We start from the raw sequence: 20,693 nt of genomic DNA, 5'->3' as shown, positions 1-20,693 counted from the left end.
CGATGCGCCCGAGGGAATCTGAAGGGAAGGCCGAAGGCCTGGACGAAGATGACGACGGGGCAGTCCGGAGCGAAGGCTCCGGACCGCAATCGTGGGCGCCCGCCACTCAGGCGCCCGCGCCGATGGGCGGCCTACGAAGCACTGGAACGGCGCCTCGAAACCATGCAAACGCAGCCTCGGCCGAGCTCAATACCACGAAGCAACATCGCCAGAAGCGACAAAGCCCGCCTACTTCCCAGCACTATCCGACCACCCCTTGGACAACTCCACCGCCTGCCGCCACCGCTTCATCCGCGCAGCCCGCACGGACTCCGGCCAAGTCGGTTCGAACGTCCGTTCAGCCTGCCACTTCGAGGCAAACTCCTCCAGCCCCGACCAGAACCCTACCGCCAGCCCCGCCAACCCCGCGGCCCCCAGCGCCGTCGATTCCGATACGCGCGGGCGGACCACCGGGACGCCCAGCAAATCCGCCTGCATCTGCATCAGCAGGTCGTTGCGGGCGGCGCCGCCGTCCACGCGCAGCTCGGTCAGCGCGATGCCGCTGTCGCCGTTCATGCAGGTCAGCAGTTCGGCGCTTTGCAGAGCGATGGATTCCAGCGTGGCGCGGGCGATGTGGGCGCGGGTGGTGCCGCGGGTCAGGCCCACCAGCGTGCCGCGCGCATACGGATCCCAGTGCGGCGCACCCAGGCCGGCGAAGGCCGGGACCATGAATACGTCGTCGGTGTCGGCCACGCTGGCGGCCAGGGATTCGATTTCTTCCGAACGCTGGATGATGCCCAGGCCGTCGCGCAGCCACTGCACCGCCGCGCCGGCCACGAACACGCCGCCTTCCAGCATGTAGGTCGGGCGCCAGCCGCTGTTGCCGGCCTGCGGCAGGCCCCAGCCTACCGTGGACAGCAGGTTGTTGTGGGACTGCACAGGCTTTTCGCCCACGTTCATCAGCATGAAGCAGCCGGTGCCGTAGGTGTTCTTTGCCATGCCCGGCGTGAAGCAGGCCTGGCCGAAGGTGGCGGCCTGCTGGTCGCCGGCGTTGCCGGCAATCGGGATCGAACCGCCCAACCATTCGGGCAGGGCTTCACCCACCACCGCGCTGCTGGGCGCGATGGTGGGCAGCACGCTGCGCGGGATCTTCAGCAGCGCCAGGATCTCGTCGTTCCAGTCCTGCGTGTGCAGGTCGAACAGCATGGTGCGCGAGGCATTGCTCGGGTCGGTGCTGTGCACCGCGCCGCCCGTCAGTTGCCAGATCAGCCAGGTGTCCACCGTGCCAAAGGCCAGTTCGCCGCGATCGGCCATCTGGCGTGCGCCCGGCACGTGATCCAGCAGCCAGGCGAGCTTGGTGCCGGAAAAATAGGCGTCCAGCACCAGGCCGGTGCGCGATTGCAGGAAATCGGCGTGGCCGTCCTGGCGCAGCTGGTCGCACATGGGCGCCGTGCGGCGGTCCTGCCAGACGATGGCGCGCGCCAGCGGGCGGCCGGTGGCGCGTTCCCAGATGAGGGTGGTTTCGCGCTGATTGGTGATGCCGATGGCGGCGATGTCGGCGGCGGTCGCGCCGGCATTGCGCAGGGCTTCGCGCGCCACGTCCAGCTGGCTATGCCAGATCTCGCTGGCGTCGTGCTCGACCCAGCCCGGCCGCGGATAGTGCTGGCGGAATTCGCGCTGGCCCACGCCGCGCACCACGCCCTCACGGTCGAACACGATTGCGCGGGAGCTGGTCGTGCCCTGGTCCAGGGCTAGGACAAATTCATTCGTCGTCACTTTGTTTGGCGCCGTTCAGGTGTGCCCCGGCCAGAGGGTCGAGGCGTCTAAAGGAGAAGGTCGAAGCCATGCACAGCACGCCGACGACGATGAAGCCCGCGACGACATCGCGGATCGCCAGCGTTTCCGCGCCGCGCAGGGACATGCTGATGTTCAGCGTCACCGCGGCCACGCCCACGCCCAGGCTGATGCCCAGCTGCTGCGCCATCGCGGCGAAACTGCTGGCGCGGCTCATCTTGGACGGGGGGATGTCGGCATAGGTTAGCGTATTTACCCCGGTGAACTGCAGCGAACGGAAAAAGCCGCCGACCAGCAGGATCGCGATCATCAGCCACACCGGCGTGGTGGGCGTGAAGGCGCCGCAGACCACGATGAACGCGCCCGCCAGCACGGCGTTCACGGTCAGGACCCGGCGAAAGCCGAAGTGCTTGACGATGGGGGTGGCCACGAACTTCATCAGCAGCGCGCCCGCGGCGCTGGCGAAGGTGATCAGGCCCGCCGCGAACGGCGTGAGGCCAAAACCCACCTGCAGCAGCATGGCCAGCAGGAAGGGCGTGGCGCCCACGGCGAAACGGCACAGGTTGCCGCCCAGCGTGGAGATGGCAAAGGTGGGGATCCGCATCAGCGACAGGTCGATGATGGGGTGTTCGGTGCGCTTGGCATGCCAGCCATAGAGCAGGCCGCAGATCGTGCCGACCGCGATCAGCCCCAGCAGCACGGACGGCGGCATGACGTCGCGGCCGATGGCCTCGAAACCGCTGACCAGGGTCGCCAGGCAGATCGCGCTGAGCAGGAAGCCTGGCCAGTCCAGGCGCGGGGCGGCTTCCTCGCGGATTTCCGCGACGTAGCGCAGCACCAGGAAAATTCCCAGGATACCGATAGGGATATTGATCAGGAAGATCCAGTGCCAGGACATGTAGGTGACCATGAAGCCGCCCAACGGCGGTCCGATCACGGGGCCCAGCAGGGCCGGAATGGAAAGGAAGGACATGGCCTTCAGCAAGTCCTGCTTGGGCACGGTGCGCAGCAGGATGATGCGCCCCACCGGCACCATCATTGCGCCCGCCATCCCCTGGACGATGCGGGCCAGGACCAGTTGCGGCAGATCCTGGGACAGCGCACAGGCCACCGAGCTGAGCGTGAACAGGCCGATCGCCGCCACGAACACCCGCCGCGCGCCGTAGCGGTCGGCCGCCCAGCCGCTGACGGGCACGAATACCGCCACCGACAGCAGGTAGGAAGTAATGGCCACGTTCAGCCGTACCGGGGTCGAACCCAGGGCGTGGGCCATGGCTGGCAGGGCAGTGGCCACCACGGTGGCGTCCAGCATCTGCATGAACAGCGCACAGCCCACGATGAAGGGAATCATGCGCGCCGCGCGCGCGGCTTGCTCACTGGAAAGAGGAGCGGGGCGGGCTGCTGCTGCGGTTTCTGCGGACATGGCGGGCGGGGGCGATGGGTGCCGCGAGATTGTAACGCCGGGGGGTGGGCCGCCGTGAAGTAAACTCCCTACATCCGAAACCCATTGAAATTGGTGCCATGGCGACCAACTACGAATCCGAGATCACCCTTTTCCTGAAGGACTACAAGAAATCGCATCCTGGCACCGAAGAGCGCCAGCGCGAGGGCCGCGCCCGCCTTTGGGACAAACCGCAGGACTCGGAGCTGCTGGAAGGCTTCCGCGCGGCCCGCGTGCCGCAAAAGCCGTACGTCTACCAGGCCGACTGAGCCCATTGCGGCAATCATGGCCCAAAACGCTTCCGTCCCGGGCGACGCCCTGGCCGCGCTAGTGGAACCGCCCGTCGACAGCACCCCTGACACGATCGACAGCGTGGCGTTCGCGCGCCTGTATGGCGAGCCGCTGTTCCAGATGCCCACGGACCTGTACATCCCGCCGGATGCGCTGGAAGTGTTTCTGGAAGCGTTTGAAGGGCCGCTCGACCTGCTGCTCTACCTGATCCGCAAGCAGAACTTCAATGTGCTGGACATCCCCATGGCGGATGTCACGCGGCAGTATCTGTCGTATGTGGAGCAGATCCGCATCCACAACCTGGAGCTGGCCGCAGAGTACCTGCTGATGGCGGCGATGCTCATCGAGATCAAGTCGCGCATGCTGCTGCCGGTCAAGAAGACCGACACCGGCGAAGAGCCGGAAGATCCACGCGCCGAACTCGTGCGCCGCCTGCTCGAATACGAGCAGATGAAGCTGGCCGCCCAGAAGCTGGACGCGATGCCGCAGCTGGGCCGCGACTTCGTCAGCAGCCAGGCGGTGGCCGACCTGAGCGTCGAGCGCATGCTGCCCGAGGTCAGCGTGGACGACTTGCGCGCGGCGTGGGCCGACATCATGAAGCGGGCCAAGCTGAACCAGCATCACCACATCACGCGCGAACAGTTGTCCGTGCGCGATCACATGACGCATATCCTGCGGCGCCTGAACGACGTGCGCTTCATGGAATTCGGCGACCTGTTCATGGAGCGCGTCCGCGAAGGCGCGCCCGCGGCGGTGGTCGTCGTGCATTTCATCGCCATGCTGGAGCTGGCGCGCGAGTCCCTGCTGGAAATTACGCAGGCCGAGCCCTATGCTCCCATCTACGTGCGCCTGGCCTACACCAGCGTGTCGGCGGTCGCGGCCTGATCCTCACCGGGCTGCCCCCAACCCCGGAGAAACTCCTTGAAAGTCGTACACACCATCCAGGAATTGCGCGATCACCTGCGCGGCCAGAATCGCGTGTCCTTCGTGCCCACGATGGGCAATCTGCACGAAGGCCACCTGTCCCTGATGAAGCTGGCGCGCCAGCATGGCGATCCGGTGGTGGCCAGCATCTTCGTGAACCGCCTGCAGTTCGGTCCCAACGAAGACTTCGACCAGTATCCCCGCACGCTCGCCGCCGACATCGAGAAGCTCGAGCGCGAGCGCGACGTCTACGTGCTGTTCGCGCCGAACGAGCGCGAGATGTATCCGGAGCCGCAGAACTTCCGTGTGCAGCCCCCGGACGACCTGGGTGATATCCTGGAAGGCGAGTTCCGCCCCGGCTTCTTCGAAGGCGTCAGCACCGTGGTGCTGAAGCTGTTCTCCTGCGTGCAGCCGCGCGTGGCGGTGTTCGGCAAGAAGGACTACCAGCAGCTGATGGTGGTGCGCAACATGTGTCGCCAATTCCAATTGCCCGTCGAAGTGTTGGCGCACGAGACCGTGCGCGCCGAAGATGGCCTGGCCTTGTCCTCGCGCAACCGTTACCTCAGCGACGCCGACCGCGCCGAGGCGCCTGCGTTGTATGCCGCGTTGCGGCACGCCAACGAGCGCCTGGCCCAGGGCGAACGCGATGCCGCCGCCCTGGAGCGCGAAGCCGTCGAGACCCTGACCCGGCGCGGCTGGCAGGTGGACTACGTGGCTCTGCGCCGCCAACGCGACCTCAAGCGTCCCGAAGCCGCCGACCTGCAGGCCGGCGAACCATTGGTGGCGCTGGCGGCCGCCAAGCTGGGCACGACCCGCCTGATCGACAATCTGGAACTGGCCTACACGGCCTGAGACGGCAAGGCCGCGGGGGTGGCGTCCATGTCCACCCCTGAAAGAACTACCAGCTTACGTGGTGGCGGGAGGCGGGTCAGACTCGGTGCAATCCTACATTGCAAGCGAGCCGCCCCATGCAAGCTCCCCGTCCCGATCTGGAAGCCGTTCTTTCTTCCCTCACTCCCCGCGAACGGCAAATCGTCACCTATGTGGCCGCCGGCCGCCCCAATAAAGTCATCGCCATAGACCTGGGCATTTCGCTGCGCACGGTCGAGGCCCACCGCTCCCGCATCTTCACCAAGCTGCAAGTGCGCAACGCCATGCAACTGGCGTGCCGGCTGTGCGAGCACGGCCGTTCCGGCGCCTCGCCCGTGCCTGGGGCGGCTGGGCCGGACCGCCGGCATGCGCTGGTTTCCATGCCCCCGCCCGGCAGCGTCAGTCCGAGCTATGTGCTGCATGAACCGCCGACGCCAGCGTACAGCCCATGCCTGGCAAGTCCCGCTGCACGCCGTTCCGATCTTGGCGCCGACCCAGACAGCCAGGCCGGGTAGTCCAAAAGCACCGGGCCCGGCGAACGTGATGTTCGTCGGGCCCGGGTAGGAAGCTGCGCAGGCGGCGTACTCAACGGCCGCCGGCGGGCCTCAAGGACACTGGGGCGCGGCCGCCTTGGCCAATTCGTCGATCGGGTCCAGATCAGGCTGGCGGGTCAGGTTGTAGTTCAGGTTGGGCGTCTGGCCGTCAATGGAGCGCACGCGCAGCACGTTGTTGGCAGCCACTACGAATTCCGCGCGGCCATTGCCCTTGCTGTCCATCAGGATGACGCGCGGCGGGCGCTCGTCGGTGGCATCCCAGCAGCCTTGCTCGGTAACCGGCGGGCCTTTCTTGGGATCGTTTTCCAGGTAGGCCACGCGGCCGCGCCAACGGCCATTGGGCGCCAGCGTAAGCGTCACGCGCTGTGCGGTGCACTGCATGGCGGGCGAGAAGCACGGCAGGGTGCCCATGTAGGTCTGCGGCTGCGGCACCAGGCTCTGCACGGCCGGATTGGGCGCGCTGGGATTTGCCGGGCTGGCGGCGGCCGGCGCGCTTGCGGCGGATGCCGAGGTGGTGTGTTCGGTGTCTGCCGGGACTGCCTGGCCGTCTTCCGTGGTCTGACCGCCGGCGGCGGCCTGGGCGGCCTGATTCTGGTTCTTGCGGGGGGCATCCGGCTTGAGCGCGATCTGCACTTGCGACGGCGCACGGATGACGCTGCGATATCCCGCGCCCGACCCCTGGTACTGGGCGTCGGTCACGGTGCTTTCGGCGGGAGGGTCGTAGTAGCCTTCGGTTTTCTGTTGGGCACAGCCAGCTGCGCCCAATGCGGTGCCTGCGAGCAGCAGCCCCATGACGCTGAGTTTGCGGGAGCGGGTACCGATTTCTACGCGCGCGGTCATGGCAGCTTATCCGTGTGGTGAGTCTGTCTCCGATTTTACGCACTTATGCGAAGATTCGATACGTTCCCCTTAGCCGCACTTGGGCATCCTCAACACTTTATGCACTATTTACGACACGGCCGCCGCCAGCCTGCCCCGCGCACTATCGCCAGCTCCTGGCGTGGCGCCGTCGCGGCCCAGTGCCGCGCGTGCGGATGACGGCGATGCGGCATGTCTTCGATCTGCCTCTGGGCCTGTTCATCGGCCTGGCGGCGCTGGCGGGTTTGTTCGTCGGCAACTGGCTGACGGTGCTGACCCACCGGCTGCCGCGCATGATGGAGCAGGAATGGCAGGCGCACTGCCAGGAAGCCTCGGGCAAGCCGCTTGCGGCGGGGCGCTATGGCCTGTGGTCGCCGGCCTCGCACTGCCCCGCCTGCGACACCCCCGTGGCGGGCTGGCGGCGGCTGCCGCTGCTGGGTTGGCTGCTGTTGCGGGGTCGCTGCGGCGCTTGCGGCGTGGCCATCGGGTGGCGCTACCCGGCCATCGAACTGCTGACCTGCGCGCTGTTCGCTGCATGCGCCTGGCGGTTCGGCGCCACGCCGCTGGCGCTGTCCGCCATGGGCTTGTCGGCCATGCTGGTGGCGCTGGCCTGGATCGACTTCGAGTCCACACTGCTGCCCGACGCATTGACCCAGCCGCTGCTCTGGGCCGGGCTGCTGGTCAATCTGTTCGATGCCTATGCCAGCCTGCAGATGGCGGTGGTGGGGGCGGTGGCGGGCTACGTCTTCCTGTGGGTTATCTTTCATGTGTTCCGCCTGCTGACGGGGCGCGAGGGCATGGGCTATGGTGATTTCAAACTGCTCGCCGCGCTGGGCGCATGGTTTGGCGTGGAAGCCCTGCCGACGCTGCTGCTGAGCGCATCGTTGCTGGGCGTGCTGATCGGCGGCGCGCTGACCTTGAGCGGCCGCGCCAGCCGCGGGCAGCCGTTGCCCTTTGGTCCCTATCTTGCGCTGGCGGGCGTCGTGACGCTGCTGGTGGGCGGCGAGCACGGCTTGGGGCGGTTTTTGCAATAGGGCGGTTCATGTCCTCCATGGGATGGGCGGTATGTTGAAGATAGGTCTGACGGGCGGCATCGGATCGGGCAAGACCCGGGTGGCGGACATGCTCGCAGAGTGGGGTGCGACGCTGGTCGATACCGACGAGATCGCGCGTGAGCTGACCGCCGCGGGCGGTGCGGCCATGCCTGCGATAGAACGCGAGTTCGGCCCGCGGGCATTGACGCCGGACGGGGCGCTGGATCGCGCGTGGATGCGGGATCAGGCGTTCTCGGATCCGCAGGTGCGCTTGCGGCTGGAGGCCGTGCTGCATCCCGCCATCGGGCAGGAGACCGAGCGCCAGGCCGCGGCTGCGACCGGTGCGTATCTGGTCTTCGTGGTGCCGCTGCTGGTTGAATCGTTGCCGCGTTGGCGCTCGCGCCTGGACCGCATCTGCGTGGTGGATTGCGACCCGGAGACGCAGGTGGCGCGGGTGCGCCAACGCAGCGGGCTGACGGAGCCTGCCATACGGCGTATCATGGCGGCACAGGCTGCGCGGGCAAGCCGTCTGGAAGTCGCCGACGACGTCATCGTCAATGACGCAGGCACTACGCCGGAACAACTGCGCGCGCAGGCGAAGATCCTGCATGACCGCTGGCTGGCGCTGGCGAGCACGACGGGCCGGCAAGCTCCGCGCTAGGCCGGCACCCCTGAATAACATTGGCCCAGCTGGCCAAACAAAGATGGGCCTGTAAAGAAGCGTGATCGTTTACGAATACCCCTTCAATGAGCGCATCCGCGCTTATCTGCGGCTGGAATACCTGTTCGACAGGCTGTTCTTCTTTGCCCGCGAGGGGGACTCGCGCCTGCATCAGGTTGCCGTCACCTCCCTGTTCGACTTGCTCGACGCCTGCGAACGCACCGATGTAAAAGGCGCGGTTCTGCAAGACCTGGAACGCCAGCGCATGGCGCTGGTCGGGCTGCGCGATCATCCCGGCGTTGCACAGGATGCGCTTGAAGCCATGCTGCGCGAAATGGAAAAGGTGACCACGGCGCTGGCCGCGCCTGGCAAGACCGGCCAGTCCCTGCGCGAAAACGAATGGCTGACCAGCCTGCGCGGACGCCTGTCGGTGCCGGGCAGCGCCACGCAGGTCGACATGCCCTCGTATTTCGCCTGGCAGAACAAATCCGAGGCCGCCCGCTGCGCCGACCTGCAGGCCTGGGTGGCACCCTTCATTCCTTTGTATGACGGCCTGACCCTGGCCCTGCGCCTGCTGCGCGAATCGGGCCGCAAGTCGGACATCGTGGGCGAGCAGGGCGCCTACCAGCAGATGCTGGGCGGCAAGCAGTTCCAGCTGCTGCGGGTCTGGCTGGACCCCGCCCAGGGCGTGTTTCCCGAGATCAGTGCCAATAAGTACATGATCTGGATACGTTTTTCCACCCAGGACGGCGAATTCAAGCCCCAGCAGGTCGCCCGCGACGTCCCCTTCCAGATGACGCTCTGCACCTCATAGGATGGGTGGAGCGCGAGCATCCTCGCGCAACTCCGCCCGTTGTCCGACGCGCGTAACCCACCAAGCAGCGCTTGAATGGGGCAAGGCGGACCAAGCCTGCGGGGCCAGGCGGCCCACTTTGCCTTCCGCCCAGATTCCTGTTGCTCCCAGTTTCAACCAGGGATCGCGGCGCTGGAAACCGGGACGGTCTGGTACACAATACGGCTTTCCTCCGCCCGTGCCGGAACTGTTCCATGCCTGATAGCCGTCCCGTATCTCCGCCCACCCGTTGGACCCGCCGCCGCCTGCTTGGGCTGGCGCTGGTATTGCTCGTTGTGGCGGGCATAGCCTGGCTGGTGCTGCGGCCCGCGGCCAAGCCGGGCGGGGCGGGCGCCCCGGGGGGGCGTCCCGGCGGCCGGCCGCCAGCGGGCGCCATGATGACCCCCGCGGTGCCGGTGCGCATCGCCACGGCCGCCAAGCAGGACATCGATATCTTCCTGAAGTCGCTGGGCACGGTCACCGCCTACAACACCGTTACCGTGCGCAGCCGGGTCAGCGGCGAACTGGTGGAAGTGGCCTTCCAGGAGGGCCAGCAAGTGAAGGCCGGCGACCTGTTGGCGCAGGTGGACCCGCGGGCGTTCCAGGTGGCCCTGGACCAGGCGCGCGGCACGCAGATGCAGAACCTGGCCCAGCTGGAGAACGCCCGGCGCGACCTGCAGCGTTATCAGGCGCTGTACAAGCAGGACTCGATCGCCAAGCAGCAGGTCGACACGCAGGCCGCCCTGGTGCGGCAGTACGAAGGCACCGTCAAGAGCGACCAGGCCAACGTGGACAACGCCCGCCTGCAACTGGAATACGCGCGTATCACCGCGCCCATCAGTGGCCGTTTGGGCTTGCGCCAGGTGGACCGCGGCAATCTGGTGTCCAGCTCGGACACCAACGGACTGGTGGTGATCACCCAGACCCAGCCGATTTCCGTGGTGTTCACGCTGCCCGAGACCCAGCTGCCCGAAGTGCGCGCCGAGATCGCCGCCGGCAAGACGCTGGCGGTGGATGCCTATGACCGCGCCGACACCCGGCGCATCGCCACGGGCCGGCTGGAAACGATGGACAACCAGATCGACGTCACCACCGGCACCCTGAAGCTGAAGGCGCGTTTTGAAAACGCCGACGACGCGCTTTTTCCCAACCAGTTCGTCAACGTGCGCCTGCACGTGCTCACGCGCAAGGACGTGACCGCGATCCCGACCGCCGCCATCCAGCAAGGCTCGGCCGGCGCCTTCGTGTTCCTGGTGCAGCAGGACAACACCGTGCAGGTGCGCCAGCTGAAGCTGGGCGCCGTCAACAACGGCATGGTGGCCGTCAACGAAGGCCTGCAGCCCGGCGACCGGGTGGTCGTCGAAGGCACCGACCGCCTGCGCGCGGGCGCCAAGGTGGAAGTGGTGGGCGGCTCGGACGTGATCCCCGCCACCCGCGACAAGACCCTGGGCGCGGGCGCGCCGGCCGGCACCACGCCGCCGTCGAAGTAAGCCGGGAAACATCGTGAGCCCGTCGCGCCTGTTCATCCTGCGTCCGGTAGCCACCACGCTGTCGATGGTGGCGATCCTGATCGCCGGTTTCATCGCCTACCGGCTGCTGCCCGTTTCGGCCCTGCCGGAAGTGGACTATCCGACGATCCAGGTGGTGACGCTGTACCCCGGCGCCAGTCCCGATGTGATGACTTCGCTGGTGACGTCGCCACTGGAACGGCAGTTCGGACAGATGCCGGGCCTGAACCAGATGTCGTCCACCAGTTCGGGCGGGGCCTCGGTCATCACGCTGCAGTTCAATTTGACGCTGCCCCTGGACGTGGCCGAACAGCAGGTGCAGGCGGCGATCAACGCCGCCTCGAACCTGCTGCCCAGCGACCTGCCGGTGCCGCCGACCTACAACAAGGTGAACCCTGCGGATGCGGCGGTGCTGACGCTGGCGATCACGTCCCCCACCATGCCCTTGCCGCAGGTGCGCGACCTGGTGGATACCCGGGTGGCGCAGAAGCTGTCGCAGATTCCCGGCGTGGGCCTGGTCAGCGTGGCGGGCGGCCAGCGTCCGGCGGTGCGGGTACAGGTCAATCCGCAGGCGCTGGCGGCCAACGGCCTGTCGCTGTCGGACCTGCGCACGGCCATCGTTGGCGCCAACGTCAACCAGCCGAAGGGCAATCTGGACGGACCGCAGCGGTCCACCACCATCAACGCCAACGATCAGCTCAAGACGCCCACCGACTACAACGACCTGATCATCGCCTACAAGAACAATGCGCCGCTGCGCCTGTCCGACGTGGCGCGCGCCGTCGAAGGCGCCGAGGACACGCGCCAGGCGGCCTGGGCCGGCGACAAGCCCGCCATCCTCCTGAACATCCAGCGCCAGCCGGGCGCCAACGTGATCGACGTGGTCAACCGGATCCAGGCGCTGCTGCCCCAGCTGCGCGCCGCGTTGCCCGCGACCCTGGATGTGAGCGTGGTGTCCGACCGCACCCAGACCATCCGCGATTCGGTGGCTGACGTGCAGTTCGAGATGATGCTGGCCGTGGCCCTGGTGGTCATGGTGACCTTCGTGTTCCTGCGCAGCCTGACCGCCACGCTAATTCCCAGCGTGGTGGTGCCGCTGTCGCTGGTGGGCACATTCGGCATCATGTACCTGGCCGGCTTCTCCATCAACAACCTGACCTTGATGGCGCTGACGATCGCCACCGGCTTCGTGGTGGACGACGCCATCGTCATGATCGAGAACATCGCCCGCCACATCGAAGAAGGCGAGACGCCGCTGCAAGCCGCGCTCAAGGGCGCCTCGCAGATCGGCTTCACGCTGATCTCGCTGACCTTTTCGCTGATCGCCGTGCTGATCCCGCTGCTCTTCATGACCGAAGTGGTGGGGCGGCTGTTCCGCGAGTTCGCCATCACGCTGGCCGTTTCCATCCTGATATCGCTGGTGGTGTCGCTGACGCTGACGCCCATGATGTGCGCGCGCCTCTTGCGCGCCGAATCCGAGCAGAAGCACGGCCGCTTCCATCAGGTTACGGGCGCCTTCATCGACCGCGTGATCGCCGGCTACGACCGCTGGCTGCAGGTCGTGCTGCGGCATCAGCCGCTGACGCTGCTGGTGGCGCTGGCGACCTTCGCGCTGACCGTGTTGCTGTACCTGGTGATTCCCAAGGGCTTCTTCCCGCAGCAGGACACCGGGCTGATCCAGGCCATCACCCAGGCGCCGCAATCGATTTCCTTCCCCGCCATGGCGGAGCGTCAGCGCGAGGCCGCGCGCCTGGTGCTGGAAGATCCCGACGTGCAGGCCGTATCGTCCTTCATCGGCGTGGACGGCAGCAACGCCACGCTCAGCGCCGGACGCATGCAGATCGCGCTCAAGCCGCAAGCCGAGCGCAACGGCGACCTGCGCACGGTGATGGGACGCCTGGAGCAGGCGCTGGCCAAGCAGGATGGCCTGACCGTCTACATGCAGCCGGTGCAGGACCTGACCATCGAGGACCGCGTGAGCCGCACGCAGTACCAGATGACGCTGTCCAATCCCGACCTGAAGGTGCTGAGCGAATGGACGCCCAAGCTGGTGAACCGCCTGCGCCAGGTTCCGGGCCTGAAGGACGTGACCGACGACCTGCAGGACGATGGCCTGCAGACCTGGGTCGAGATCGACCGCGACGCCGCGTCGCGGCTGGGCATCACGGCGGCGGTGATCGACGAGGCGCTCTACAACGCCTTCGGCCAGCGGTTGATTTCCACCATCTTCACGCAATCCAACCAGTACCGCGTGGTGCTGGAGGTCGAACCGCAGTTCCAGGTGACGCCGGCCTCGCTGGGCCAGATCCACGTGCCTACCTCGACCGGGGCGCAGGTGCCGCTGTCGTCAGTGGCGCATATCAGCGAAGGCAAGACGGTGCTGGCGGTGAACCGGCTGGACCAGTTCCCGATGGTGACGGTGTCCTTCAACCTGGCGCCGGGCGCGTCCTTGTCCGGCGCGGTGGAGGACATCATCGCGGCCGAGGCCGACATCGGTTTGCCCACCGGCGTCGAGACGCGCTTCCAGGGCGCGGCGCTGGCGTTCCAGAATTCGCTGTCCAGCACCTTGTGGCTGATCCTGGCCGCCATCGTGACGATGTACATCGTGCTGGGCGTGCTGTACGAAAGCTACATCCATCCCATCACCATCCTGTCGACGCTGCCCTCGGCCGGCGTGGGGGCGCTGCTGGCCTTGCTGATCAGCGGCACCGAGCTGGACATGATAGGGATCATCGGCATCATCCTCTTGATCGGCATCGTCAAGAAGAACGCCATCATGATGATCGACTTCGCGCTGGACGCGGAGCGCAAGCGCGGGCTGAGTCCGCGCGCGGCCATCCATGAGGCGGCGCTGCTGCGCTTTCGGCCCATCCTGATGACCACGCTGGCCGCCCTGTTCGGCGCGCTGCCGCTGATGCTGTCCACCGGCACGGGCGCGGAGCTGCGCCAGCCGCTGGGCCTGGTGATGGTGGGCGGGCTGCTGCTGTCGCAGGTGCTGACGCTGTTCACCACGCCGGTCATCTATCTGATGTTCGACCGCATGTCGCGCCGCTGGCGCGGCGTGGATCAGGCGCCGGCGGGGGATGCGTCATGATCCTGTCAGCACCCTTCATCGTCCGGCCGGTGGCGACCACGCTGCTGAGCCTGGCGGTCGTGCTGGCGGGCTTGCTGTCATTCTTCCTCTTGCCGGTGGCGCCGCTGCCGCAGGTGGATATCCCTACCATTTCGGTGTCGGCCAGCCTGCCGGGCGCCAGCCCGGAGACCATGGCGTCCAGCGTGGCCACGCCGCTGGAGCGCTCGCTGGGCAGCATCGCCGGCGTGACCGAGATGACTTCCAGCAGCTCGCAGGGCTCCACCCGCATCACGCTGCAATTCGATCTGTCGCGCGACATCAACGGCGCGGCCCGCGACGTGCAGGCCGCCATCAACGCGGCGCGTTCGCTCTTGCCGACCAGCCTGCGCAGCAACCCGACGTATCACAAGTCGAATCCGTCCGACGCGCCCATCATGACCTTGGCGCTGACGTCCGACACGCTCAGCCAGGGCCAGCTCTACGACATCGCTTCGACCATCGTGGCGCAGAAGCTGTCGCAGGTGGATGGCGTGGGCGAGGTGACGGTGGGCGGCAGTTCGCTGCCGGCGGTGCGCGTCACCGTGCTGCCGGGGGCGCTGGCCAACCGCGGCGTCTCGCTGGACCAATTGCGCACCACCCTGGCCAACGCCAACGCCAATCGCCCCAAGGGCGTGCTGGAGAATGACCGCTACCACTGGCAGATCATGGCTAGCGACCAGCTCAGCCGCGCCGAACAATACCGGCCGCTGATCGTCGCCTGGAAGGACGGCGCGCCGGTGCGCGTGTCCGACGTGGCCCGCGTGGAAGACTCGGTCGAAGACCTGTACCAGACCGGCTTCTTCAATGAACGCAAGGCCATCCTGATGATCGTGCGGCGGCAGGCCGACGCCAACATCATCGAAACCGTGGACGCGGTGCGCGCCCAGTTGCCCATCCTGCAGGCCCTGATGCCGGCGGACGCGCACATGACGGTGGCGCAGGACCGCACGCCCAGCATCCGCGCCTCGCTGCACGAGGCCGAGCTGACCCTGATCATCGCGGTGGGCCTGGTGGTGCTGGTGGTGCTGCTGTTCCTGCGGCGCTGGCGCGCGGCCATCATTCCCAGCGTGGCGGTGCCGGTGTCGCTGATCGGCACCTTCTGCATCATGTACCTCAGCGGCTTCACGCTGAACACCATTTCGCTGATGGCGCTGATCGTGGCGACCGGCTTCGTGGTGGATGACGCCATCGTGGTGCTGGAGAACATCATGCGCCACGTGGAACGAGGCATGTCGCCCATGCGTGCGGCGCTGCGCGGTTCGCGCGAAGTGGGCTTCACGGTGCTGTCGATGAGCCTGTCGCTGGTGGCGGTGTTCATCCCCATCCTGCTGATGGGCGGCGTGGTCGGGCGGCTGTTCCGCGAGTTCGCGGTGACGCTGTCGGCCGCCATCATGGTGTCGCTGGTGGTGTCGCTGACCTTGACGCCCATGATGTGTGCGCGCCTGTTGCGTCAGGAAGCACCGGAAGAGAAGCCGCCGGGCCGGCTCGCGCGCTGGTCGGAGCGTGGCTTCGACGCCATGCTGGACGGCTACCGCCGCAGCCTGCGCTGGGCGCTGACGCACAGCCGCCTGATGATGCTGATCCTGGCGGTGGCCGTGGGCCTGAACGTCTATCTGTACACCGTGGTGCCCAAGGGCTTCTTCCCACAGCAGGACACGGGCCAGCTGCTGGGCTTTTTCCGGGTCGACCAGGGCACCTCGTTCCAGGCCACGCTGCCCAAGCTGGAAGCGCTGCGCAAGGTGGTGCTGGCGGATCCGGCCGTGCAGAGCATGACGGGTTACGCGGGCGGACGCGGCGGCAGCAACAGCAGCTTCATGCAGATCCAGTTAAAGCCCCTGGAAGAGCGCAAAGTTTCGGCGGACGTGGTCATCAACCGGCTGCGCGGCAAGCTGCAGAACATGCCGGGCGCGCGCATGTTCCTGGTGTCGCAGCAGGACATACGCATCGGCGGGCGTCAGAGCCAGGGCTCTTACGACTACACGCTGATGGCGGGCGACCTGCAATTGCTGCGCACCTGGATGCCCAAGGTGCAGCAGGCCATGGCGCAGATTCCCGAAATCACCGATGTGGACACCGACGTCGAGGACAAGGGACGCCAGATCAACCTGGTGATCGACCGCGAGGCCGCGACCCGCCTGGGCGTCAGCATGTCCACCATTTCCACGGTGCTGAACAACTCCTTCAGCCAGCGCCAGGTGTCGGTGATGTACGGGCCGTTGAATCAGTACCATGTGGTGCTGGGCGTGGACCCGAAGTTCGCGCAGGACATCGAATCGCTCAGGCAGGTCGAAGTCATCACCACGGCCGGCGCGCGCGTGCCGCTGTCGGCCTTCACCCGCCTGGAAAACGCCAACGCGCCGCTCAGCGTGCAGCACCAGGGGCTGTTCGTGGCCGATACCATCTCGTTCAGCCTGGCGCCCGGCGTGTCGCTGGGCCAGGCCACCAGCGCCATCGATGCGGCGGTGGCGCGCATCGGCCTGCCGTCGGACCAGATCCAGGCCGGCTTCCAGGGCACCGCCGCGGCCCTGCAGCAGACGCTGGCGCAGCAGCCCTGGCTGATCCTGGCGGCGCTGGTCACCATGTACATCGTGCTGGGCATCCTGTATGAAAGCTTTGTGCATCCCCTGACCATCCTGTCGACCCTGCCGTCGGCCGGTTTGGGCGCGCTGCTGGCACTGCTGCTGGTGCGCTATGACTTCACGCTGATTGCGCTGATCGGGGTGTTCCTGCTGATCGGCATCGTCAAGAAGAACGCCATCATGATGGTGGACTTCGCCCTGGACGCCGAGCGCACCCAGGGGATGAATCCGCGCGAGGCCATTTTCCAGGCGTGCCTGACGCGCTTTCGCCCCATCATGATGACAACCATGGCCGCCATCTTCGGCGCGCTGCCGCTGGTGCTCGCCACTGGCGCCGGGGTGGAAATGCGCCAGCCGCTGGGCATTACCATCGTCGGCGGCCTGGTCCTGAGCCAGATCCTCACGCTGTACACCACGCCCGTGGTCTATCTTTACCTGGACCGCTTCCGTCTCTGGGCCGCGCGCAAGCGCGCTTCCAGGAACGGGTCCTCCGCTTCCATAGAACCCACATGATGCGCAACGCCAAGTCTGTTCCCAACCTGTTCTTTCCCCGCAGCATCGCCGCGGCCGCGCTGTGCGCGCTGCTGGGCGCTTGCGCGGTCGGCCCCGATTACCAGCGCCCGGCGCTGGACGTGGGCACGGCCTACAAGGAAGGGCAGGACCAGGTCGAAGGCTGGAAGCCCGCCCGGCCGCTGGACCAGGCCGAGCGCGGCGCATGGTGGCAGGTCTACGACGATGCGACCTTGAACGGCCTGGTGGAGCGCCTGAACGCGTCCAACCAGACCGTGGCCCAGGCCGAGGCCAACTACCGGCAGGCGCTGGGCCTGGTGCGCGGCGCGCGCGCCGGCTTCTTCCCCACGGTGGGCGCGGGCGCGGGCATGACGCGCTCGGGCAGCGGCGGCGGGCAGAATGGTTCTTCGACTTCGTCCGGCAGCAATGTTTCGAACCAGTATTCACTGACCGGCAGCGTCAGCTGGGAAGTGGACCTGTGGGGCCGCGTGCGGCGCAGCGTGGAATCCTCGGAGGCCAGCGCCGCGGCCAGCCTGGCCGACCTGGGCGCCACGCGCCTGAGCGCGCAGGCCGCGCTGGTGCAGGCCTATCTGCAATTGCGCGTGCTGGATGAACAGAAACGCCTGCTGGACGCCACCGTGGCGGCCTATGAAAAATCCCTGCAGCTGACGCAGAACCGCTACGCCGTGGGCGTGGCGGGGCAGGCCGACGTGGCCGTGGCGCGCACGCAGGTGGAAAGCACGCGCGCGCAATCCATCGACCTGGATTGGCAGCGCGGCCAGCTCGAACACGCCATCGCCGTACTGATGGGCCAGGCGCCGTCGCAATTCAGCCTGCCGCCCACGGTGTTCGCGCTGCAACTACCGCAGATCCCGGTGGGCCTGCCTTCCGAGCTGCTGGAACGCCGTCCTGACGTGGCGGCGGCCGAACGCCGCGCCGCCGCCGCCAATGCGCAGATCGGCGTGGCGCAGGCCGCGTGGTTCCCCAGCCTGACGCTGTCGGCCGATGGCGGTTTTCGCAACGGCCAGTTCGCGGAACTGTTGACGGTGCCGGCGCGTTTCTGGTCGCTGGGACCGGCGCTGGCGCTGACGATATTCGATGGCGGCGCGCGCGAGGCGCAGGTGGAACAGGCGCGCGCGTCCTATGACGCGCAAGCGGCCGCCTACCGTCAGACGGCGCTGACCGGATTGCGCGAGGTCGAGGACTACCTGATCCAGTTGCGCGTCATGGAGAACGAACAGGTGGTGCAGCGCCGCGCGCTCGAAGCGGCGCGTGAATCGCTGCGCCTGACGCAGAACCAGTACAAGGCGGGTCTGGTCGATTACCTGAGCGTGGCGGTGGTGGACGCCACCGCGCTCAACAGCGAACGCAATGCGCTGAGCCTGCTGGGTAATCGCTTCGCGGCCAGCGTCAATCTGATCGTGGCGCTGGGCGGCGGATGGGAAGGACTGCCTGCCGCGGGGGCGCAAGCGCGCGCGGACAATCCCGTCGCGCCTGCGGCGGCTCCCGCGCAGCCCTGAGGTCGGGCCGCGCGGATGCGGAATGGAGCGCTGGCGCGGTCAATGCCAGCGTTTCACCCGCGCGGCAGGAAGGCGATGACCAGCCAGGCCGCCGCGGCGGGTACCGCGAACACCAGCAGCAGGATGGGCAGTTCTTCGCGCACCGTGTAGCCGGCGCGCGTGACGCCGACCCACATGTTGACGATAGCCATCAGCAGCCACGCGGGCAGGAACAGTTTGGCCGCGGCGATCGAGCCTGCGGCGTCGCCGCCCCATTGCTTGCCGAACAGCGCGAACACGGCCAGCAGCAGCAGGCCTCCGACGATGGTCAACAGTACGTGCATGGCGCCGCTCCTATTTGGTGGTGTAGCCGCCGTTGATCAGCACCGTCTGGCCGGTGATCCACCAGCCGTCCGACACCAGGAAGCGGATGAAGGGCACCACGTCCTCGATATCGGTCAGCCCGGTTTTCGAGAACGGCGACAAGGCGGCCGCGGTCTTATGGTACGCCACCGCGTCGGCGCCTTCGGCCGGATAGAAGAACGGCGTGTCCATGGGACCGGGCCCTACCGCCGTCACGGAAATGCCGCGTGCGCCGTACTCCTTGGACGCGGCGCGGGTGTAGTGCTCCACCGGCGCCTTGGTGCCGGCGTAGGCCGCGTAAAAGGGCGTGTAGGCGCCCAGCAGCGAGGTCACCAGCGTGCAGATCTTGCCGTTGTCATTGACGTGGCGGCCGGCTTCCTTCAGGAAGAAGAAGGCGGACTTCGAGTTCACCGCAGCCATCTCGTCGTATTCCGCTTCCGTGATTTCGGTGAAGGGCTTCTTCAGCACTTTGCCGACGGTATTGATCGCAATGTCCGGCCGGCCTACCTCGGCCACCGCGTCGGCGAACAACTTTTCCATTGCGCCGGCCGAACTCAGGTCGGCCTGCAAGGCGACGGCCTGCGCGCCGGCGGCCTTGACGGCGGCGACCGTCGCGTCGGCGTCGGCCTTGGTGGCCGCGCTGTTGTAATGCACCGCCACCGCGCGCGCGCCTTGCTGCGCCAGGTCCCGCGCGATCAAGCCGCCCAGGTTCTTCGCGCCGCCCGCGATGATGACGGTTTTGCCTTTGATTCCGTGGTCTGCCATGGTCCTCTCCGCTATCGGGCTGCCGAATGCGAGCCCTTGTGCCGACGATGATATATTCCAAAAAATCCGCACAAAACTGATATTTCTGGTATCTCTATCCAGAAATCACGAACAGTGAGGCCAGGCCTCGCAGGAGCCATCCGCCCCATGGACCGCATAGATCTGTTCCGGGTTTACGCCCGCGTCGTTGAATGCGCGAACTTCTCGCGCGCGGCGGACACGCTGGGCCTGCCGCGCTCCACGGTGTCTGCCGCCGTGCAGGAATTGGAGGGCCGGCTGGGCGCGCGGCTGCTGAACCGCACCACGCGGCAGGTGGCGCCCACGCAGGAAGGCGCGGCCTTCTATGAGCGCTGTCTGCGCCTGGTGGCTGACATGGAAGAGGCCGAGAACCTCTTTCGCCACAGTTCGGTGGGTCCCAGCGGCATGCTGCGCGTGGACGTGCCCGGACGCGTGGGCCGCCTCATCGTGGCGCCAGCGTTGCCGTCTTTTCTGGAGGCCTATCCGCAGATCGACGTCACGCTGGGCGTGACGGACCGTGCCGTGAACCTGATCGAAGAGGGCGTGGACTGCGTGCTGCGAGTCGGCGTGTTGCCGGATTCGGGCCTGGTGGCGCGGCCGATAGGCATGCTGGGCTTGATCAACGTCGCCAGCCCGGCATACCTGGCGCGCCATGGCGTGCCGTTGACGCCGGACGATCTGGCGACGGGGCATGCTTGCGTGAACTACGCTTCGCCATCCACCGGCCGGTTGGCGCCCTGGGAATGGCTGGATGGCGGCGTGTCCCGGACCGCGCCTCTGCGTGGGCGGGTCACGGTCAATAGCGCCGAAGCCTATATTGCCAGCTGCGTCGCGGGTCTGGGTCTGATTCAGATTCCGGCCTACGATGTGCAGCCGCAGATCGCCGCGGGCGAGCTGGTCGAAGTCATGCCCGACCACCGCCCCGCGCCCATGCCGATGACGCTGCTTTATCCGCAGCGGCGATCTCCATCGCGGCGGGTGCAGGTGTTCGCGGACTGGCTGGAGGCGCTGCTGCGGCCGGCTTGCGGACTGGGTTGAACGCAAAAAAAGGCCGGCCCGTCTTGCTGAGGGGCCGGCCTTGGTGGCCTGGGGTCTACAACC

The 20,693-nt window shown here is 67.1% G+C and carries 17 protein-coding genes; 12 read left to right on the top strand and 5 right to left on the bottom strand.

The features are described 5' to 3' along the window. Positions 1–228: 228 nt before the first annotated feature. Together glpK and DXK93_RS28440 are read right to left on the bottom strand one after the other, a co-directional pair. Complete coding sequence (gene glpK / locus DXK93_RS28445) at positions 229–1,755, bottom strand: glycerol kinase GlpK (RefSeq protein WP_119451860.1); 1,527 nt, start codon at positions 1,753–1,755, stop codon at positions 229–231. Continuing rightward, positions 1,742–3,196: a DHA2 family efflux MFS transporter permease subunit gene (locus DXK93_RS28440; RefSeq protein WP_119451859.1), complete on the bottom strand. Its 1,455-nt coding sequence runs from the start codon at positions 3,194–3,196 to the stop codon at positions 1,742–1,744. The genes glpK and DXK93_RS28440 overlap by 14 nt, the downstream gene beginning before the upstream one ends. Positions 3,197–3,294: 98 nt before the next feature. Here DXK93_RS28440 and DXK93_RS28435 point away from each other — a divergent pair, with 98 nt between their 5' ends. The 4 genes from DXK93_RS28435 to DXK93_RS32520 all read left to right on the top strand — a co-directional run bounded on the left by DXK93_RS28435 (position 3,295) and on the right by DXK93_RS32520 (position 5,814). Then, positions 3,295–3,483 (top strand): DUF3460 family protein, encoded by a 189-nt coding sequence (locus DXK93_RS28435; RefSeq protein WP_042796240.1) that lies wholly within the window; start codon positions 3,295–3,297, stop codon positions 3,481–3,483. 16 nt (positions 3,484–3,499) lie between these two features. After that, positions 3,500–4,390, top strand: a complete 891-nt coding sequence (locus DXK93_RS28430; RefSeq protein ID WP_054459290.1) for a ScpA family protein — start codon at positions 3,500–3,502, stop codon at positions 4,388–4,390. A 36-nt stretch (positions 4,391–4,426) separates the two neighbouring features. Then, positions 4,427–5,281 carry a pantoate--beta-alanine ligase gene (gene panC, locus DXK93_RS28425; protein ID WP_054459288.1) on the top strand — a complete coding sequence of 285 codons (855 nt, stop codon included), beginning with the start codon at positions 4,427–4,429 and terminating at the stop codon, positions 5,279–5,281. A gap of 116 nt (positions 5,282–5,397) precedes the next feature. Continuing rightward, a complete protein-coding gene (locus DXK93_RS32520; RefSeq protein ID WP_054459287.1) occupies positions 5,398–5,814 on the top strand; it encodes a response regulator transcription factor in 417 nt (138 codons plus the stop codon). A 90-nt stretch (positions 5,815–5,904) separates the two neighbouring features. Here the strand turns inward: DXK93_RS32520 and DXK93_RS28415 are convergent, their stop codons facing one another. Further along, complete coding sequence (locus DXK93_RS28415; protein WP_119451858.1) at positions 5,905–6,693, bottom strand: copper resistance protein NlpE N-terminal domain-containing protein; 789 nt, start codon at positions 6,691–6,693, stop codon at positions 5,905–5,907. Between the two features lie 203 nt (positions 6,694–6,896). On the opposite strand from DXK93_RS28415, the gene DXK93_RS28410 reads away from it, so the two are divergent. The 7 genes from DXK93_RS28410 (at position 6,897) to DXK93_RS28380 (ending at position 18,467) form a co-directional block, all read left to right on the top strand. Next, positions 6,897–7,745 carry an A24 family peptidase gene (locus tag DXK93_RS28410; protein ID WP_192352999.1) on the top strand — a complete coding sequence of 283 codons (849 nt, stop codon included), beginning with the start codon at positions 6,897–6,899 and terminating at the stop codon, positions 7,743–7,745. A 31-nt stretch (positions 7,746–7,776) separates the two neighbouring features. Then, positions 7,777–8,406: a dephospho-CoA kinase gene (gene coaE / locus DXK93_RS28405; RefSeq protein ID WP_119451856.1), complete on the top strand. Its 630-nt coding sequence runs from the start codon at positions 7,777–7,779 to the stop codon at positions 8,404–8,406. Positions 8,407–8,467: 61 nt separating this feature from the next. After that, a complete protein-coding gene (zapD, locus tag DXK93_RS28400) occupies positions 8,468–9,220 on the top strand; it encodes a cell division protein ZapD (RefSeq protein WP_054459281.1) in 753 nt (250 codons plus the stop codon). Between the two features lie 233 nt (positions 9,221–9,453). Then, entirely contained in the window at positions 9,454–10,728 is a 1,275-nt protein-coding gene (locus tag DXK93_RS28395) for an MdtA/MuxA family multidrug efflux RND transporter periplasmic adaptor subunit (RefSeq protein WP_119451855.1), read from the top strand. Between the two features lie 13 nt (positions 10,729–10,741). Next, entirely contained in the window at positions 10,742–13,840 is a 3,099-nt protein-coding gene (locus DXK93_RS28390) for an MdtB/MuxB family multidrug efflux RND transporter permease subunit (RefSeq protein ID WP_119451854.1), read from the top strand. Next, positions 13,837–16,950 carry a multidrug efflux RND transporter permease subunit gene (locus tag DXK93_RS28385; RefSeq protein WP_119451853.1) on the top strand — a complete coding sequence of 1,038 codons (3,114 nt, stop codon included), beginning with the start codon at positions 13,837–13,839 and terminating at the stop codon, positions 16,948–16,950. The genes DXK93_RS28390 and DXK93_RS28385 overlap by 4 nt, the downstream gene beginning before the upstream one ends. Then, on the top strand, positions 16,947–18,467 hold the full coding sequence (locus DXK93_RS28380) for an efflux transporter outer membrane subunit (RefSeq protein WP_119451852.1): 1,521 nt from the start codon (positions 16,947–16,949) through the stop codon (positions 18,465–18,467). The genes DXK93_RS28385 and DXK93_RS28380 overlap by 4 nt, the downstream gene beginning before the upstream one ends. 53 nt (positions 18,468–18,520) lie before the next feature. Here the strand turns inward: DXK93_RS28380 and DXK93_RS28375 are convergent, their stop codons facing one another. Continuing rightward, positions 18,521–18,790, bottom strand: coding sequence for a hypothetical protein (locus tag DXK93_RS28375; protein WP_054459270.1), 270 nt, complete (start codon positions 18,788–18,790; stop codon positions 18,521–18,523). A gap of 10 nt (positions 18,791–18,800) precedes the next feature. Next, complete coding sequence (locus DXK93_RS28370) at positions 18,801–19,574, bottom strand: SDR family oxidoreductase (RefSeq protein WP_119451851.1); 774 nt, start codon at positions 19,572–19,574, stop codon at positions 18,801–18,803. 147 nt (positions 19,575–19,721) lie between these two features. Here DXK93_RS28370 and DXK93_RS28365 point away from each other — a divergent pair, with 147 nt between their 5' ends. Further along, the gene (locus DXK93_RS28365) at positions 19,722–20,630 is read left to right on the top strand and encodes a LysR family transcriptional regulator (RefSeq protein ID WP_119451850.1); all 909 of its coding nucleotides are present in this window, start codon (positions 19,722–19,724) and stop codon (positions 20,628–20,630) included. The last annotated feature ends 63 nt before the right edge of the window (positions 20,631–20,693 follow it).

The sequence above is a fragment of the Achromobacter sp. K91 genome, assembly GCF_003576205.1.
In the GTDB taxonomy this organism is placed as follows: Bacteria; Pseudomonadota; Gammaproteobacteria; order Burkholderiales; family Burkholderiaceae_B; genus Achromobacter; species Achromobacter aegrifaciens.
The sequence above is the reverse complement of the archived record's forward strand: the minus strand, read 5'-3'. Positions and strand labels throughout refer to the sequence as shown.

Coding starts and splice junctions, on each gene's coding strand:
- DXK93_RS32520 (WP_054459287.1), top strand. CDS start 5,398: ATGCAAGCTCCCCGTCCCGATCTGGAAGCCGTTCTTTCTTCCCTCACT.
- DXK93_RS28430 (WP_054459290.1), top strand. CDS start 3,500: ATGGCCCAAAACGCTTCCGTCCCGGGCGACGCCCTGGCCGCGCTAGTG.
- DXK93_RS28415 (WP_119451858.1), bottom strand. CDS start 6,693: ATGACCGCGCGCGTAGAAATCGGTACCCGCTCCCGCAAACTCAGCGTC.
- DXK93_RS28435 (WP_042796240.1), top strand. CDS start 3,295: ATGGCGACCAACTACGAATCCGAGATCACCCTTTTCCTGAAGGACTAC.
- DXK93_RS28395 (WP_119451855.1), top strand. CDS start 9,454: ATGCCTGATAGCCGTCCCGTATCTCCGCCCACCCGTTGGACCCGCCGC.
- DXK93_RS28370 (WP_119451851.1), bottom strand. CDS start 19,574: ATGGCAGACCACGGAATCAAAGGCAAAACCGTCATCATCGCGGGCGGC.
- DXK93_RS28365 (WP_119451850.1), top strand. CDS start 19,722: ATGGACCGCATAGATCTGTTCCGGGTTTACGCCCGCGTCGTTGAATGC.
- coaE (WP_119451856.1), top strand. CDS start 7,777: ATGTTGAAGATAGGTCTGACGGGCGGCATCGGATCGGGCAAGACCCGG.
- DXK93_RS28440 (WP_119451859.1), bottom strand. CDS start 3,196: ATGTCCGCAGAAACCGCAGCAGCAGCCCGCCCCGCTCCTCTTTCCAGT.
- DXK93_RS28380 (WP_119451852.1), top strand. CDS start 16,947: ATGATGCGCAACGCCAAGTCTGTTCCCAACCTGTTCTTTCCCCGCAGC.
- DXK93_RS28385 (WP_119451853.1), top strand. CDS start 13,837: ATGATCCTGTCAGCACCCTTCATCGTCCGGCCGGTGGCGACCACGCTG.
- DXK93_RS28410 (WP_192352999.1), top strand. CDS start 6,897: ATGCGGCATGTCTTCGATCTGCCTCTGGGCCTGTTCATCGGCCTGGCG.
- DXK93_RS28375 (WP_054459270.1), bottom strand. CDS start 18,790: ATGCACGTACTGTTGACCATCGTCGGAGGCCTGCTGCTGCTGGCCGTG.